Below are 15,870 nucleotides of genomic sequence, written 5' to 3'. Positions count from 1 at the left end.
CCTCCTCTCATCCCTTGATCTCGATCTTCTTCGGCCGATCGGCTTCGGGTCGACGCAGCTCGACCTCGAGCAGCCCATTGGCAAAACGTGCCTCGACCTGTTCCGGATTGACGCGGAACGGCAATTGCACCGTCCGCGCGAAGCTTCCATAGGGGCGCTCGCGACGGTGCCAGACGGATTTCTCGTCCTCCGCCCCAGCTTGGCATTCGCCCTTCAATGTGAGTGTGTTCTCGCGCACCGTAAGATCGATCTCATCGGGCGCGATCCCAGGCAGTTCGGCTGTCAGCGCTACGCTATCCTCTCCGACCCAAAGATTGACCGGGGGAAACTCCTGGGCGGCACTGGTCAGGCCGGCCAGGCGCTGATTCACTTCCTGTTGCATGCGCCGCATTTCCAGAAACGGATCGAATCCGACGCGGCCCAAATCCGATAGCAGCATGGGTATCCTCCTTCGATTGAACCAGACGTTGCAACGCACGAAGCACGCGTGCACCGGAAGCGAACTGGGTCGAAGGCAATCGGGGCGCGATCAGGCATGACCGAGACGGCCGAAAGCGCCAACTCGCAATCGCGAGGAGGGAGGTTCGGGCAAACGCCGGAACACATCCTCTATGCGAGCGACATGAACCGAACTCGATCCATGATAGGACCGTCGTTCCCGTGCCAGGACCCGATAGCGGCATCCGGCAAAAATGAGTTAGGTAAGGCAAATTGCGTTTCAAGATGTGATGAGACGCTCGGCGAAAGGCGCGGCGAGAGCCCGCCCGGAGATTTCCGGGCGACCCGAAGAGCAATCCTACATCACGAACGAATCAGCCCGCAGCAAGCCTACTCGGGCGCTGCAAACGATCGAGCGGGTTGGCGCCTCGCGGACACAAGGCCGGCTCGCTACAACTCCTTCGCATGGCCTGCTGGTCTGTGTGATCTATGGGACAGACCTAAAAGATTACACGGCGGTCTTGACGATCAAGGAAAATGTTCCTCTTTTGTTCTCATGCCCGAGACCTATGACCCGAAGCGGCGGGACTATCCGTTGTCGACCCTGAACGACACCATGCGCCTGGTTCGGGTGCGGTGCCGGTATTGCAAGCGGCAGCACAATTACCACCCGTCGGATCTGATCCAGATCTTCGGTGATGTCGACGTCGACTCGCTCGCCTACCGCATGAGATGCGAGAACGGCGGCGATCACGGCATGCTCGATGTCGAGGCCTTCGTCCCGACCGGCCGCGAAGGCGTCGGCTTGCGCATCCGGCGCCTGGTGGCGATCAAGATCAACCGGGTGCCGGTTTGGAAGGAGGAAGGTCCGAAATGACGAACGACCAATTCGAACGCGCGCTTGAGGCTCTGCTCGCAGCCGACCCCGGGCCGGTGTCGATCAAGGCCGGCGTAGCCGCGCTGCGCGCGATCGGGAGCGACGAGCCGGATGGCGAGCTGCAATCGCTGGTCGGAACGTTCGCAGCCGAACGGGGCAGGGCGATACGTTTTGACCTCTGAAGCCAGCAGGGCGACGGCCTGACCCTGAGTTTCAGGTGGGATATCAGGTGGGAGGTAAAATCGGGAGGAAGCTAACTGATTGTTTTTTCTGGTCGGAGTGGCAGGATTTGAACCTGCGACCCCATCGTCCCGAACGATGTGCGCTACCAGACTGCGCTACACTCCGTGACCAGACGGCGGGCTTATAGCCGCCACTTTCCGATCCTGCAAGCGTCAATGGCTGCACTTCTGTCGCATTTCTCGGCTTTCACCAATCTTGCCCGGATGGCATGCGATTTAGCCGTCGGATAAAGCCCGGCTTAAAGGCTTTCGTGATAAGCCGCGCCCTCTATAAATCGGCATTCCGGCTCTCTGGAGTTTCGACCATTGACCTTCACGATTGTTGGCGAAGCCCGGCCCAACAGCTTCGAATTCGAGACCTCGGCGCTGATCAAGGCGTCGGGCTTTCGCGAGTACGACGCGCGCTGGTGGGTCGGCCATCCCGGCTCGACCAAGGCGCCGGAGCTCAATTTGATCGGCGTCCAGGCGCTCGGCATGGGTCTGGGCACGCTGATCCGGCGCCTGGGCGTTGGGCCGGATATCGTCACCGGCCATGATTTCCGCTCCTATTCGCTGTCGATCAAGCTGGCGCTGGTCTCCGGCCTGATGGCGGCGGGCGCCCGGGTGAAGGATATCGGCCTGGCTTTGTCCCCCATGGCCTATTTCGCGCAGTTCGCGCTCGATACACCCTCGGTCGCCATGGTTACCGCCTCGCATAACGAGAATGGCTGGACCGGCGTCAAGATGGGGGCGGCGCGGCCGCTCACCTTTGGTCCGGAAGAGATGAGCGCGTTGAAGAAGATCGTGCTCGAAGCCGACTTCGACCTCCGCGGCGCCGGTGCCTACGAGTTCATCTCCGGTTTCCGGGAGCTCTATGTCGATGATCTTACCAAGGGCAAACACATCTCGAAAAAGCTCAAGGTCGTTTGCGCTTGCGGCAACGGCACGGCCGGCGCCTTCGCGCCGGAAGCGCTGGCGCGTGTCGGCTGCGAGGTGATCCCGCTCGACGTCGAGCTCGACCACGCGTTCCCGCGCTACAATCCTAATCCCGAGGACATGCAGATGCTGCGTGCCATCAGCGAGAAGGTGCTGGAGACGGGCGCAGATGTCGGACTGGGCTTCGATGGCGACGGCGACCGCTGTGGCGTCGTCGACAACGAGGGCAACGAGGTCTTCGCCGACAAGGTCGGCCTCATGCTCGCGCGCGATACTTCATCGCTCCATCCGGGCTCGGCCTTCGTCGTCGACGTCAAGTCGACGGGGCTCTTCGCCACCGACCATGTGCTCAAGGCGAACGGCGCCACAACTGACTATTGGAAGACCGGCCATTCCTACATGAAGCGCCGCGTTGCCGAGCTCGGTGCCGTCGCCGGCTTCGAGAAATCCGGGCATTTCTTCTTCAACCCGCCTATCGGCCGCGGCTATGACGACGGGCTGATCACTGCGATCGTCGTCTGCCAGATGCTCGACCGCAATCCGCGGAGCTCGATGGCCGATCTCTGGCGCGCGTTGCCGCTGACCTACGATACGCCGACCATGTCATCGCAATGCCCCGACGAGGTGAAGTACGGCGTGGTCGACCGCGTCGTGGCGGATTTTCAGACGATGCACCGCGAAGGTGCTGACTTTGCCGGCCAGAAGATCGTAAAGCTCATCACCGTCAACGGCGTGCGCGTCGTTGCGGAGGACGGCACCTGGGGCCTGGTGCGCGCCTCCTCGAACAAGCCCGAGCTTGTCGTGGTGGTGGAGAGCCCGGTATCGTCCGAGCGGCGCCGGCAGATGTTCGAAGCCGTCGACGCCGTGCTGCGCCGCAGTCCCGAAGTCGGCGCCTACAACCAGACCTTCTGACAGGGCAGCCATGAGCCAGCGCATCGTCAGTTTCGTCATGAGCGGCGGCGTCGGCTCGCGGTTATGGCCCCTGTCGCGCGAGGACAATCCCAAGCAATTCCACGACCTTTCCGGCGACGGTTCGATGCTGGCCAAGACCTTGCGCCGGCTGGCCGCGCGGCCTGAAGGGCAGACGCCGATCTTTCTCATCGCATCGGAGCGCCATGCCGACCGCGTCCATGCCGATCTTGCCGGCATTGATCTCGCCGGCGGCGGCCCATTGTTCGAGCCCACGGGGCGCAACACCGCCGCTGCCGTGGCGCTTGCCAGCCTGCGCACCCTCTCCGAATTTGGCGATGAGCTTGTTCTCGTGGTGCCCTCCGACCACGAAATCTCCACCGCGCGGCAGTTCTGGCGGAGCGTTGAAGCGGGTGCTGCGGCGGCGAGAACCGGTCGCTTGGTGGTGTTCGGGATTAAGCCGACGCAGCCCGAAACCGGCTATGGCTATATCGAGGTCGCGGCCGATCGCGACGGCGTGTTCGACGTCTCGCGCTTCGTCGAGAAGCCCGACCTCGCCACCGCGCGGGCTTATCTCGACGCCGGCAGCTTCTATTGGAATACCGGCATTTTCCTGTTTCGCGCCGGCGCCATGCGCGCTGCCTTCGCCGCCTTCGAGCCCAGGATCTGGCAGGCGACGGAAGCCGCTTATCACGCGGCGACCAACGATCTTTCCGGGCTCTACATGCCGCTGGAACTTTACTCGGCGATCCCGTCGACCTCGATCGACTACGCTATCATGGAGCGGGCCAAGGACATCGCCATGGTGGCGGCCGGATTCCGCTGGAACGATCTCGGTTCGTGGCAGTCGCTGCTCGATGTCGGCCCGTCCGACAGCCACGGTAACGTCATCCTCGGCGATGTCGTCGCCATCGATTGCGAGAACTCCTACATCCGCGGCGACGGCCGGCTGCTGTCGGCCATCGGCATGAAGGACGTGGCCATCGTCTCGACGGCAGACGCCACCTTCGTGGCGCCGGTCAGCCACAGCCAGCACGTCAAGAAGATCGTCGAGCAGCTGGAGAAATCCGGCCGGCTGGAGACGAGGTTCACGCCGGCGCATGACCGCGTCATCGAGAGCGGCGCCTGGCGGCGCCGCGTTCGGCACTGGCTGTTCGAGGAGACGCTGCCGCTGTGGTCGAGGTCAGGCGTCGATGAGCGCCATGGCGGCTTCCACGAGGCGCTGGGCTTCGACGCGGCGCCGTTGATGAAGCCGAAACGCATGCGCACCCAGGCGCGCCAGATCTATGCCTTCGCCGTCGCCAAGGAGCGCGGCTGGGACGGCCCGGCGGATCGGCTGATCGCTCATGGCCTTGACTTCATGGCAGGCCGGGGCCGCACCGACAAAGGAGGCTGGGTGCGCACGCTCAATATCGACGGCTCGGTCGCCGATCCGGTCGAGGATGCCTACGACCATTCCTGCGTGCTGTTGGCGCTGGCGCACGCGCATATGTCGGGTCATCCCGATGCGTTGCGGCTCGCCGCGGAAACCTTTGCTTTCCTCGATGCTCATCTCGAGGACAGCCGCATGACAGGTTTCCTCGAAACCTCCGACGGCGAGGGCGAGCGTCGCTCCAACCCGCACATGCATCTGCTCGAAGCCTTTCTCGCTTGGCACAGAGCCACTGGCGAGCGCGCCTACCTGCGCCGCGCGGCGCGCGTCATAGATCTCTTCCGCAGTCATTTCTTCGATGCCGAAAGCTGGACGCTGGGCGAGTATTTCGACGACGGCTGGAAGCCCGTGGCGGGCGAGAAAGGAACATGGACCGAACCCGGCCACCATTTCGAATGGGCCTCGCTGCTCGTCGATTTCGCCGCCCGCAGCGGCCAGGCCGAACTCACCGGCTTCGCCCGCAAGCTCTATGCCTCGGCTGTCGCCAACGGCCTCAACCGCGCCACCGGCCTTGCCTATGGCGCCGTCTCGCGCCAGGGCCTTCCGCTCGACACGGTCTCGCGCAGCTGGCCGCAGGCCGAGGCGATCAAGGCTGCGATCGCGCTCGACGGCTCGGGTGGGCCGGACCTCAAGCCGGAGATCGAGGCGCGCGTCGGCCACCTGTTCCGCTGGCACATCGACCCGGCGCCGCTCGGCCTCTGGATTGACCGCATCGACGAGCGCGGCCGGTCATTGGCGAGCGACGTGCCGGCGAGCATCTTCTACCATCTGGTTTGCGCGCTGACGCAGTATCTGGACGGAACGGCGGAGAAGGGGTGAGGGGGCAACTGGCGGCAACGCAGAAGCTGCCAATCTCTACCCTTGCGGAGGAGATTGCTGTCACTGCGGGCTTTTGGCCAATCGCCAAGTCAATACGGGCTCGCCACATCCCCCGTCTCGACATAGACCGCCTTCAGCTGCGAATAGTGCGCCAGCGCCGCCAGCGAGTTCTCGCGGCCGATGCCGGACTGCTTGACGCCGCCGAAGGGCATTTCCACCGGCGTCAGATTGTAGGCGTTGATCCAGCAGGTGCCTGCCTGCAGCTCGGCGATGACCCGATGGGCGCGGGGCAGGTCGCGGGTGAAGACGCCCGCAGCGAGGCCGAATTCGGTATTGTTGGCGCGTTCGATCACCTCGTCCTCGTTATCGAATTTCAGCACGCTCATCACCGGTCCGAAGATTTCCTCGCGCGCGATGCGCATGCCATCGGCCACGCCGGTGAACACGGTGGGTTCGATGAAGAAGCCACTTTCGAAGCCCTGCAGCGACGGCACGTTGCCGCCGCAGGCAAGCGTCGCCCCTTCCTCTCTGCCGGCGGCGATGTAGGAAACAACCTTTTCCTGCTGCGCCTTGTTGACCAGCGGCCCCATTTGCGTTTCCGGATCGAGCGGATCGCCGATGCGGATTTTTTTGGTACGCTCGACCAGCCGCTCGACGAAGCGGTCATGCAGGCCCTTCTGCACGAAGACGCGCGTGCCGTTGGAGCAGATCTGGCCGGTCGAATAGAAATTGCCGAGCATGGCGCCGCCGATGGCGTTTTCGAGATCGGCATCGTCGAAGACGATCAGCGGCGACTTGCCGCCGAGCTCCATCGTGGCGTGCTTCATTTTCGAACCGGCAAGCGACAGCACCTTGCGGCCGGTCGGCACCGAGCCGGTCACCGAGACCTTGGCCACGACATCATGGCCGACGAGGCCGGCGCCGACATCGCCATAGCCCTGCACGACGTTGAACAGCCCGTCGGGCAGGCCCGCCTCGCTGTAGATTTCGGCCAGCGCCAGTGCCGAGAGCGGCGTGTTCTCCGACGGCTTGAACACCATGGCGTTGCCCATGGCTAAAGCCGGCGCCGACTTCCAGCCGGCGATCTGGATCGGATAGTTCCAGGCGCCGATGCCGACGCACACACCAAGCGGATCGCGCCTTGTGTAAGCAAACGGTCCGCCGAGATCGATCATCTCGCCGTTGAAGGCCGCCACTGCGCCGGCGAAATATTCGAGGCAATCGGCGGCCGAAGGCGCGTCCGCCACCAGCGTCTCCTGGATCGCCTTGCCGGTGTCCAGGGTCTCGATGCGCGCCAGGTCGGCATTGCGGGCGCGCAGGATATCAGCGGCGCGGCGCAGGACGCGGCCGCGCTCGACCGGCTTCATCCGTGCCCAGGCCGGCTGCGCCGCGCGCGCGGCCTCGATCGCCAACTCCAGCACGTTCGGCGTCGCCGAATGCAGCGTGGCGATGGTCTCGCCCGTCGCCGGATAGATCACCGGCAGTGGCGCGCCGCCTTCGTCCTCGATGTAGCGGCCGTTGACGTAGTGCGATGCCGTTGGCTGGGCGCGCATGGTCTTCTCCGTTCGTAATCGCCGGGGCGGGGAGGGCGCCCGCCGGATCATGCGCTATCTGTCTGCCACCTGCCAGCGCGGATTGATCCAGGGTTCCTGGTTGGATGGCGCGAGCGGCGTGCGGCCAAGGATGTGGTCGGACGCCTTCTCGCCGGTCATGATCGACGGCGCGTTCAGGTTGCCGTTGGTCACCCGCGGGAAGATCGAGGAATCGGCAACGCGCAGCCCCTCGACGCCGATCACCCGGCATTCCGGATCGACGACGCTGGTCAGGTCGTCGGCGCGGCCCATCCTGCAGGTGCCGCAAGGGTGATAGGCGCTCTCGGCGTGATCGCGGATGAAGGCGTCGAGCTCGTCGTCGGTCCGCACATGGGCGCCCGGCGAAATCTCCTTGCCGCGGAAGCCGTCGAAGGCCTTCTGGCCAAAAATCTCGCGCGTCAGCCGGATGCAGTGGCGGAACTCGCTCCAGTCGTCGGGATGCGACATGTAGTTGAAGCGGATCACCGGTTTCGCTTTCGGATCGGGCGAGCGCAGGCTCACCGAGCCGCGCGACTTCGACCGCATCGGCCCGACATGCGCCTGGAAGCCATGCGACTTCGCCGCCGCCTTGCCGTCATAGCGCACCGCCGCTGGGATGAAGTGATACTGGATATCGGGGTAGTCGACACCGGCCTGCGAACGCACGAAGGCCGCCGCCTCGAAATGGTTGGTGGCGCCGAGGCCGGTCTTGAAGAACAGCCACTGCGCGCCGATCATTGCCTTGGAGAACGGGTTGAGCACCGAATTCAGCGTGATCGGTCTGGTCGCTTCCTGCTGGATATAAAGCTCCAGATGGTCCTGCAGATTGCGGCCGACACCCTGCCGGTCGGCAATGACCTCTATGCCGATTTCCTGCAGATGTGCGCCCGGACCGATGCCGGACAGCATAAGGATCTTCGGCGAATTGATCGACGACGCCGCCACAATCACCTCACGTCGCGCCTTAACGACCTGAATCTGTTTGTGAGCTTCGATCTCGACGCCGACGGCACGTTGATTCTCGATCACCACGCGCCGCGCGAAACCTTTGAGCAGGCTAACATTTTTTCGTTTGAGCGCCGGCTTCAGATAGGCATTGGCCGCGGACCAGCGGCGGCCGCGCCAGATGGTCTGCTCCATCGGCCCGAAGCCTTCCTGCTTCGATCCGTTATAGTCGTCGGTGAGCTCGAAGCCGGCCTGCCGGCCCGCGTCGAGGAAGGCGCCGTAAAGCGGGTTCTTGCGCGTGCCGCGCTGCACATGCAGCGGGCCGCCCTGACCGCGCCAGCCGTCCTCACCGCCGTCGGAATCCTCCATGCGCTTGAAATAGGGAAGCACGTCGGCGAAGCCCCATCCGGCAGCACCCTGTGCGGCCCAATGGTCGAAGTCGCGCGCATGGCCGCGAACATAGACCATGCCGTTGATGGAGGACGAACCGCCGATCACCTTGCCGCGCGGGGTGGCGAGCACGCGGCCGCCGAGATGCGGCTCCGGCTCGCTGGCGAAGCCCCAGTCGTAAAGGCTCATGTTGAGCGGGATCGACAGCGCCGACGGCATCTGGATCAGCGGCCCCATATCGGTGCCGCCGAACTCGATGACGATCACCGAATGCTTGCCGTCTTCCGACAGCCGGTAGGCCATGGCCGAGCCGGCGGAGCCCGATCCGATGATGACGAAATCCGCTTCAAGCATTGTTCATATGCGCCATAAAGTCGGCGAGCGAGACATTGCCGCCGGTAGCCACCACAAGGACGGTTTTGCCCGCCACATCCACCTTGCCGCCGAGCAGCGCGGCAAGCGAGGCCGCGCCCGAAGGCTCCAGCACCAGCTTCAGCCGCTCGAAGGCGATCTTCATTGCATTCCGCACCGCGGCATCCTCGACGGTGACGCCGCGAACGCCGGCAGCACTCACCGCCGCGAAGGGCGCCTCGCCTGGCTTGCGCGCCATCAGCCCGTCGCAGATCGATCTCGGTCCGATCGGCATCGTCTCGATGGCGCCATGCGCCAGCGACGAGCCCATGCCGTTGAAGCCTTCCGGCTCGACGGCGATGATCTCGGTTTTCGGCGACAGATAATGGAAGGCGAGCGACACGCCGCCGATCAGGCCGCCGCCGCCGGCCGAGCAGAACACCAGGTCGGCGTGGGCCTTCTTCGCCGCCAACTGGTCGAGCGCTTCCAGCCCGGCCCCTGCCTGGCCGGCGACGATCTCGGGATCGTCGAAGGGGTGGAGCAAGGTGAGGTGCTCGGTCTCGGCGATCTCGCGCGCCTTGGCGGCGGCAACTTCCTCGCGGGCACGCTCCCCATGATCGGTCAGCACCACGCGCGCGCCATAGCCGGCGGTCGCGTCGCGCTTGGCGGCAGGCGCGTCGATCGGCATGACGATGGTGACGGGAATGCCGAGCGCCTGGCCGGCAGCCGCAAGCCCTTGCGCGAAATTGCCGGAGGAATAGGCGACCACGCCCTTCCTCGCTTCGTCCGGTGACAGCCGCTTAAGGCGCCAATAGGCGCCGCGCACCTTGAAGGACCCCGCCCATTGCAGCGATTCCGGCTTGACGAACACCCGCGCGGCGCCGGCTTCCCGGGCAAGTGCGGCTGAGTCCAACAGCGGCGTGACTTGCGTCGCCGTCGAGGTCACCGCATAGGCCTGCTTCAGGCGGTCGAGGGTGGGAACCAGAACGTCTGCCATCATTCGCCTCGCGGATACCGTTTGCTCTCTTCGAGGTTGTCGAGATTCATGTGATTGCGCATGTAGCGCTCCGAGGCTTTCTGCAGCGGCTGGAAATCCCAGGGGTAATAGGCGCCGTTGCGCAGCGCCGGGTAGACGACCCAGCGGCGTGCCTGGCTTTCGCGCACCGCGGCATCGAACGCGGCCATGTCCCAGCGCGCCCGGACCTTTTCCATGAACGCCGCCACCAGGGCAGCGTTCGCCGGCTCGTCAGCGAGGTTGTTCCGTTCGAGCGGGTCGGCCTCCAGGTCGAACAGCTGCGGCGCGTCGAGCTCGCAATGGACGAATTTGTATTTGCCGTCGCGGATCGCGGCCAGCGGCGCATAGGAGCCTTCGGCGGCATATTCCATGAGAACGGGTGCGGTGCGCGGCTTGCCGCCGAGCAGCGGCAGCAGCGACTGGCCGTCGGTCCACGGCGCGATTGCAGCGATATCAATGCCGGCGAGGTCACAGAGCGTCGGCGTGACGTCGAGATTGGAGACGGGCGCCTCGATGAGGGCGGCTGGCACGCCGTTGCCGGCGATCATCAGCGGCACGCGCGCCGAGCCCTCGAAGAAGCTCATTTTGAACCACAGGCCGCGCTCGCCCAGCATGTCGCCGTGATCCGAGCAGAACAGGATGATGGTGTCGTCAAGCATGCGAGTGCGCTTGAGGACGTCCAGAAGCTCGCCGAGCTTATCGTCGACATAGGAAATGTTGGCGAAATAGCCGCGCCGGGAACGGCGCACCTGCTCGAGCGTGATTTCGAAGGACTGATAGTCGCTTGCCCGGTAAAGGCGCTGCGAATGCGTGTCTTGTTCGTCATGCGGGATGAACGGCGTCTCGGGATCGAGCGTCTGGCAGTTCTCGTAAAGATCCCAGTACTGCCTGCGCGCGACATAGGGATCGTGCGGGTGCGATAGCGAAACGGTAAGGCACCAGGGCCGATGTCCCGCATCGTCCTGCTCGCGCGAAAGCTGGTACAGCTTTTGCTCGGCCAGAAACACCACCTCGTCGTCATACTCCATCTGGTTGGTGGTCTCGGCAACGCCGGCGCCGGTGACCGAGCCGAGATTGTGATACCACCAGTCGATGCGCTCGCCGGGCTTGCGGTAATCCGGCGTCCAGCCGAAATCGGCCGGATAGATATCGGTGGTCAGCCGCTCCTCGAAGCCGTGCAACTGGTCCGGTCCGACGAAATGCATCTTGCCGGACAGGCAGGTGTAATAGCCGGCGGAGCGCAGATGATGCGCGAAGGTCGGGATCGAGGAGGAGAATTCGGCGGCGTTGTCATAGACCCCGGTGCGCGACGGCAGCTGGCCGCTCATGAACGAGGCCCGGCCGGGCGCGCAAAGCGGCGAGGCGGTGTAGTTGTTGGCGAAACGCGCCGAGCGGGCGGCGAGCGCCTTGAGATGCGGCACGTGCAGGAAATCCGCCGGGCCGTCGGGGAAGAGCGTGCCGTTGAGCTGATCGACCATGACGATCAGGAAATTGGGTCGTTCGGTGGTCAAGGCAGGCTCCGTCCGCTGAGCTTGGTTTCGAGATAATCTTCGACGAGCGCGATCGCTGTCTGCGCATCGGGCACGCCGTCCTTCAGCGCGCGCCGAATGTAGAGTCCGTCGATCAGCGCCGCCGTCGCTTCCGCAGCGCGGTCCGCTTCGGCCCTCGGCAGAATGCCGGTCAGCCCGCTCATCAGGTTGGAATTGAGCCGCCGCGCATAGATACGAAGCAGCCGCCGCAACTCGGTCGATTTCTGCGCCTCGACATAGAAGGCGAGCCAGGCCGCGATGATCTCCGGCTGGAACTGCTCGTCGGAGAAACTGACCGCAACGACGGCCGAGACGCGCTGGCGCGGTGTCGCGGCGACGCGAAGCGCTCGTCTTGTATCGATGTTGAGCTCGGCAAGGATGTGCCGCATCGTGGCGAAGAGCAGCTCGTCCTTGGCGCCGAAATAGTGATGGGCGAGCGCCGACGACACGCCGGCGCGGCCGGCGATCTCCGACATGGTCACGTCCAGCGAACCGCGCTCGCCGATTGCCGAGATCGTCGCGTCGATCAGCGCCTTGCGGCGCAGCCGTTCCATTCCGATTTTCGGCATGCGAGGGGTCCGGTTCGAAGCGAGATTATTTTTTATTGACGCATCAATCAATAAAAAATCGGCATCGGATCAATCGATCGTATCGCTCTGGCCCCATCCCTTCGGCTGGAAAACGGTTCACTATTGAACAATATTGAATGTCATGCCGCGATCGGACGTGCTAGGCTGCGCGGCAGATGGAGGCTGTCATGACCGCATGCATCGTCGGCTGGGCGCATTCGCGTTTCGGCAAGCTCGAAGGCGAGACGCTGGAGGGCTTGATCACCAGGGTCGCCGTGGACGCGCTCGATCATGCCGGCATCGGCCCTGACGATGTCGACGAGATCGTGCTCGGCCATTTCAACGCCGGCTTCTCACCGCAGGATTTCACCGCGAGCCTGGTGCTGCAGGCCGACGACCGGCTGCGCTTCAAGCCGGCGACGCGCGTGGAGAATGCCTGCGCCACCGGTTCGGCTGCGGTGAGACAAGGCGTCCGCGCCATCGATTCCAACGCCGCCCGCGTCGTGTTGGTGGTCGGCGCCGAGCAGATGACCACCACACCTGGGCCCGAGATCGGCAAGAACCTGCTGAAAGCCTCCTACCTGCCCGAGGATGGCGAAACGCCGGCCGGCTTTGCCGGCGTCTTCGGCAAGATCGCGCAGGCCTATTTTCAGCGCTATGGCGACCAGTCGGATGCGCTCGCCATGATTGCCGCCAAGAACCACAAAAACGGCGTCGACAATCCCTATGCCCAAATGCGCAAGGATTTCGGCTACGAGTTCTGCCGTCAGGAAAGTGAGAAGAACCCCTTCGTCGCCGGTCCGCTGAAGCGCACCGACTGCTCGCTGGTCTCGGATGGCGCCGCCGCGCTCGTGCTCACCGACACCGCGACGGCGCTGAAGATGCGCCGCGCCGTGACCTTCCGCGCCAATGAGCACGTCCAGGATTTCCTGCCGATGTCGAAGCGCGACATCCTTGCCTTCGAGGGCTGCGAGCGAGCTTGGGAACAGGCGCTGAAGAAGGCCGGCGTCACGCTCGACGACCTCTCCTTTGTCGAGACGCACGACTGCTTCACCATCGCCGAGCTTATCGAATACGAGGCGATGGGCCTGGCGAAGCCCGGCGAGGGCGCGAAGCTCGCGCTGGAAGGCGTCACGGCCAAGGACGGCCGGCTGCCGGTCAATCCGTCCGGCGGGCTGAAGGCCAAGGGCCATCCGATCGGCGCCACCGGCGTCTCCATGCATGTGCTCACCGCCATGCAACTGACCGGCGAGGCCGGCGGCATTCAGGTGCCTGGGGCAAAACTCGGCGGCATCTTCAACATGGGCGGTGCTGCGGTGGCCAACTACGTTTCCATCCTCGATCGGATCAGGTAGAAGCGACCCGCATCAAAGCGACGCCGCCGGCGCGCGCGTGCGGGAGGCAGCATGGCAAATCCGGTTCTGGTCGAAGTCACGCGCGGCGCGGTGGTCGAAAGCGCCCATCGCGGCGCGGTTTCTGTCTTCGACGCCGACGGCAAGCCTGTCTGGGAGATCGGCGATACGGCACGACCGGTGTTTCCGCGCTCGGCGGTGAAGGCGATCCAGGCGCTGCCGCTGCTCGAATCCGGTGCTGCCGACGCCTACGGCTTCGGCGATCGCGAATTGGCGCTGGCCTGCGCCTCGCATTCAGGCGAGCCGGCGCATGTCGAACTGGCGCAAGCAATGCTCGCCAAGGCCGGTCTCGATAAGACGGCGCTCGAATGCGGCGCGCACTGGCCGTCGAGCCACGTTGCGACGATCGCGATGGCCCGCACCGGCAGCGCGCCCAACCCGCTCCACAACAATTGCTCCGGCAAGCATGCCGGTTTCCTCTGTACCTGCGTGCATTCCGGCATTGCCCATGGCGGCTACGTCAAGGCCGGCCATGCGCTGCAGGAGATGGTGCGCGACGCGATGCAATCGGTGACCGGCGCCGCGCATGATGTCGACCATTGCGGCACCGACGGCTGCTCGATCCCGACCTATGCCGTGCCGCTGAAGAGCTTTGCGCTGGGCTTCGCGCGTATGGCGACGGGCAGGGGCTTTGCGCCCGAACGCGCCAAGGCGGCGAAGCGCCTGCTCTCGGCCTGCATGGCCGAACCGTTCCTGGTGGCCGGCACCGGTAAGGCGGACCTCGCGCTGATGCGGGCCGCGCCCGGCCGCATCTTCGTCAAGACCGGCGCCGAGGGCGTCTATTGCGCGGCCTTGCCCGAGCTCGGTCTCGGCATCGCCTTGAAATGCGATGACGGCGCCAGCCGCGCCTCCGAGGTGATGATCGCCGCCGTGCTGGCCAAGCTGCTGCGCAGCGACGAAGCGCTCGCGGCAAAGCTTGCCGAACTCGCCCATCCGCCGGTCGAAAGCCGTATCGGCGCCAAGGTGGGCTTGCTGCGGCCGACGGCGGCGCTGGCCTAACTGACCTTGTTCCGCTCGACGGTCAGATGCGCGTAGCCGGTAAAGGTTGATCTTGCCAGATCGCCCGTCACCGGATTGGCCCAGCGCTGGCCGATGATGGCGCCGTTCTGCGCGGCGTCGATGATATTGTCCGAAATGACCGCGCTGCCGGAACCCTCGACGACGCTGACGACGATGCCCGTGCCGGACTTGCGGATGATGTTGCCCGTTGCAACCACATTGCGCAGATAAGGACCCCAGCCGAGCTGCATGCCGTAGAGGGGCGCGTTCTCCACGACATTGCCGCAGACGGAGGTTTCGGCCTCGGCGCTGATGCCGACGCCGAAGCCCGGCGGGTCGGCGGTGTAGGGGCCGACGGTCGAGAGGTTGCGCACGATATTGTTCGAGCACACGGCCATGCGGCCGCCTTCGTTGAAGTTTACGATCGAGATGCCATTGGCGGCACCGTCGACCAGATTGTTGCTGAGGATCGCACCCTCGAAGGAGAATTCCGAATAAATCCCCGTCTCGCCCGAGCGCGAGCAGGTGTTGCCGGTGATCTGCAGATTGCTGGAGCTGTTGGCGCGGATCGCCGAGAAGGCGCAGTCCGACACGACGTTGGCGGAGATAATGACATTGCCGGCGCGGAAGGCGTTGATACCGTTGCCGTTCTGGCCGGTGCCGCCGCTCCTCGCGCCGATGCGCTGCACGCGGTTGCCGCTGACGATGGTGCCGTCTTCCGCCTGCTGCCAGCGATGCACGAGAATGCCGCCATTGGCGCAATCCGAGACGGTATTGCCCGAGATCTCCAGCCCGCCGGCCTCGACCGAATAGATGCCGGCGTCTGCCGCACCCGAAAAATCGCAGCGCCCGATGCGGCCTGAAACATGTTCCAGCGCCAGCCCGTTCTTGCCGCTGCCTGTGACCTGGCAATTGTCGATGGCGAGATGCGCGACGCGGCGCAGATCGAGCAGCCCTTGCGTATAGTCGGCCAGCCAGCGGTTGCTGCCGTCCAGCACCAGCCCGCTGAGCTCGATATGCTCGGCCTGTTCCGCCATCATCAGGTGGCCGTTGCCGCCATAGACGATGCGGGTCGCCCCCGGGACGCCCGAAAGGCGCACGCGGGCAGGCAGCTTCAGGTTGGAGACAAGATAGGTGCCGGGCGGCAGAAACACCGGCGCATCGCGGTCGCTGGCGTCGCTGAGCATCTTGGCGAAGGCCTTGCTCTGGTCGTCCAGCGCGCCCGGCTGCACGCCGATTTCGATGGCGTTGATCGAGCCGCGCATCGTGGCCTTCTCGATGCCGGGCAGCATCTTCGCCGATGCCTTGCCGGCAAGGAGGCCGGCAGCGGCGAGGCCGGTGGTGTGGGCAAGCAGCGTTCGTCTGTTCAACATCGGCACAGGTCCTGGCGTTTCGACCGCTCCATCGCAGGAATCGTGCCAAGGCAGGCTCGCAGGCAAACCGCTTGTGCAGTTGCC

13 protein-coding genes and 1 tRNA gene are annotated in these 15,870 nt (G+C 64.8%); 6 read left to right on the top strand and 8 right to left on the bottom strand.

Annotated features, from left to right (window positions below; translation table 11 throughout):
• Positions 1 to 7: 7 nt before the first annotated feature.
• Positions 8 to 439 (bottom strand): Hsp20/alpha crystallin family protein, encoded by a 432-nt coding sequence (locus tag CK222_RS09680; RefSeq protein WP_095800193.1) that lies wholly within the window; start codon positions 437 to 439, stop codon positions 8 to 10.
• A gap of 594 nt (positions 440 to 1,033) precedes the next feature.
• Between CK222_RS09680 and CK222_RS09675 the strand changes: the two genes are divergently transcribed.
• Together CK222_RS09675 and CK222_RS09670 are read left to right on the top strand one after the other, a co-directional pair.
• The gene (locus tag CK222_RS09675; RefSeq protein WP_141247044.1) at positions 1,034 to 1,315 is read left to right on the top strand and encodes a hypothetical protein; all 282 of its coding nucleotides are present in this window, start codon (positions 1,034 to 1,036) and stop codon (positions 1,313 to 1,315) included.
• On the top strand, positions 1,312 to 1,497 hold the full coding sequence (locus tag CK222_RS09670; protein ID WP_095800191.1) for a hypothetical protein: 186 nt from the start codon (positions 1,312 to 1,314) through the stop codon (positions 1,495 to 1,497). The genes CK222_RS09675 and CK222_RS09670 overlap by 4 nt, the downstream gene beginning before the upstream one ends.
• 89 nt (positions 1,498 to 1,586) lie before the next feature.
• On the opposite strand, the gene CK222_RS09665 is transcribed toward CK222_RS09670, so the two are convergent.
• Positions 1,587 to 1,663: transfer RNA gene (locus CK222_RS09665), tRNA-Pro, on the bottom strand.
• A 200-nt stretch (positions 1,664 to 1,863) separates the two neighbouring features.
• On the opposite strand from CK222_RS09665, the gene CK222_RS09660 reads away from it, so the two are divergent.
• Together CK222_RS09660 and CK222_RS09655 are read left to right on the top strand one after the other, a co-directional pair.
• Complete coding sequence (locus tag CK222_RS09660; protein WP_095800190.1) at positions 1,864 to 3,384, top strand: phosphomannomutase/phosphoglucomutase; 1,521 nt, start codon at positions 1,864 to 1,866, stop codon at positions 3,382 to 3,384.
• 10 nt (positions 3,385 to 3,394) lie between these two features.
• Positions 3,395 to 5,632 carry an AGE family epimerase/isomerase gene (locus tag CK222_RS09655; protein ID WP_095800189.1) on the top strand — a complete coding sequence of 746 codons (2,238 nt, stop codon included), beginning with the start codon at positions 3,395 to 3,397 and terminating at the stop codon, positions 5,630 to 5,632.
• An 89-nt stretch (positions 5,633 to 5,721) separates the two neighbouring features.
• On the opposite strand, the gene betB is transcribed toward CK222_RS09655, so the two are convergent.
• From betB to betI, 5 genes are read right to left on the bottom strand one after another with little or no spacing between them, the layout of a single operon-like run.
• The gene (gene betB / locus CK222_RS09650; RefSeq protein WP_095800188.1) at positions 5,722 to 7,185 is read right to left on the bottom strand and encodes a betaine-aldehyde dehydrogenase; all 1,464 of its coding nucleotides are present in this window, start codon (positions 7,183 to 7,185) and stop codon (positions 5,722 to 5,724) included.
• A 54-nt stretch (positions 7,186 to 7,239) separates the two neighbouring features.
• Positions 7,240 to 8,892 (bottom strand): choline dehydrogenase, encoded by a 1,653-nt coding sequence (gene betA / locus CK222_RS09645; protein ID WP_095800187.1) that lies wholly within the window; start codon positions 8,890 to 8,892, stop codon positions 7,240 to 7,242.
• Positions 8,885 to 9,889 (bottom strand): threonine/serine dehydratase, encoded by a 1,005-nt coding sequence (locus CK222_RS09640; RefSeq protein WP_176477605.1) that lies wholly within the window; start codon positions 9,887 to 9,889, stop codon positions 8,885 to 8,887. Before CK222_RS09640 ends, betA begins: the two co-directional genes overlap by 8 nt.
• Positions 9,886 to 11,415: a choline-sulfatase gene (gene betC / locus CK222_RS09635; protein WP_095800186.1), complete on the bottom strand. Its 1,530-nt coding sequence runs from the start codon at positions 11,413 to 11,415 to the stop codon at positions 9,886 to 9,888. The genes CK222_RS09640 and betC overlap by 4 nt, the downstream gene beginning before the upstream one ends.
• A complete protein-coding gene (gene betI / locus CK222_RS09630; RefSeq protein ID WP_095800185.1) occupies positions 11,412 to 12,002 on the bottom strand; it encodes a transcriptional regulator BetI in 591 nt (196 codons plus the stop codon). Before betI ends, betC begins: the two co-directional genes overlap by 4 nt.
• Before the next feature lie 188 nt (positions 12,003 to 12,190).
• Between betI and CK222_RS09625 the strand changes: the two genes are divergently transcribed.
• Together CK222_RS09625 and CK222_RS09620 are read left to right on the top strand one after the other, a co-directional pair.
• Complete coding sequence (locus CK222_RS09625) at positions 12,191 to 13,357, top strand: acetyl-CoA acetyltransferase (protein ID WP_095800334.1); 1,167 nt, start codon at positions 12,191 to 12,193, stop codon at positions 13,355 to 13,357.
• Between the two features lie 51 nt (positions 13,358 to 13,408).
• Entirely contained in the window at positions 13,409 to 14,413 is a 1,005-nt protein-coding gene (locus CK222_RS09620; protein WP_095800184.1) for an asparaginase, read from the top strand.
• Here the strand turns inward: CK222_RS09620 and CK222_RS09615 are convergent.
• Positions 14,410 to 15,786, bottom strand: coding sequence for a TIGR03808 family TAT-translocated repetitive protein (locus tag CK222_RS09615; protein ID WP_095800333.1), 1,377 nt, complete (start codon positions 15,784 to 15,786; stop codon positions 14,410 to 14,412). The two genes, CK222_RS09620 and CK222_RS09615, sit on opposite strands and share 4 nt — an antisense overlap.
• Positions 15,787 to 15,870 lie beyond the last annotated feature (84 nt).

This window comes from Mesorhizobium sp. WSM3866 (assembly GCF_002294795.1).
Taxonomy (GTDB): Bacteria; Pseudomonadota; Alphaproteobacteria; order Rhizobiales; family Rhizobiaceae; genus Mesorhizobium.
The sequence above is the reverse complement of the archived record's forward strand: the minus strand, read 5'-3'. Positions and strand labels throughout refer to the sequence as shown.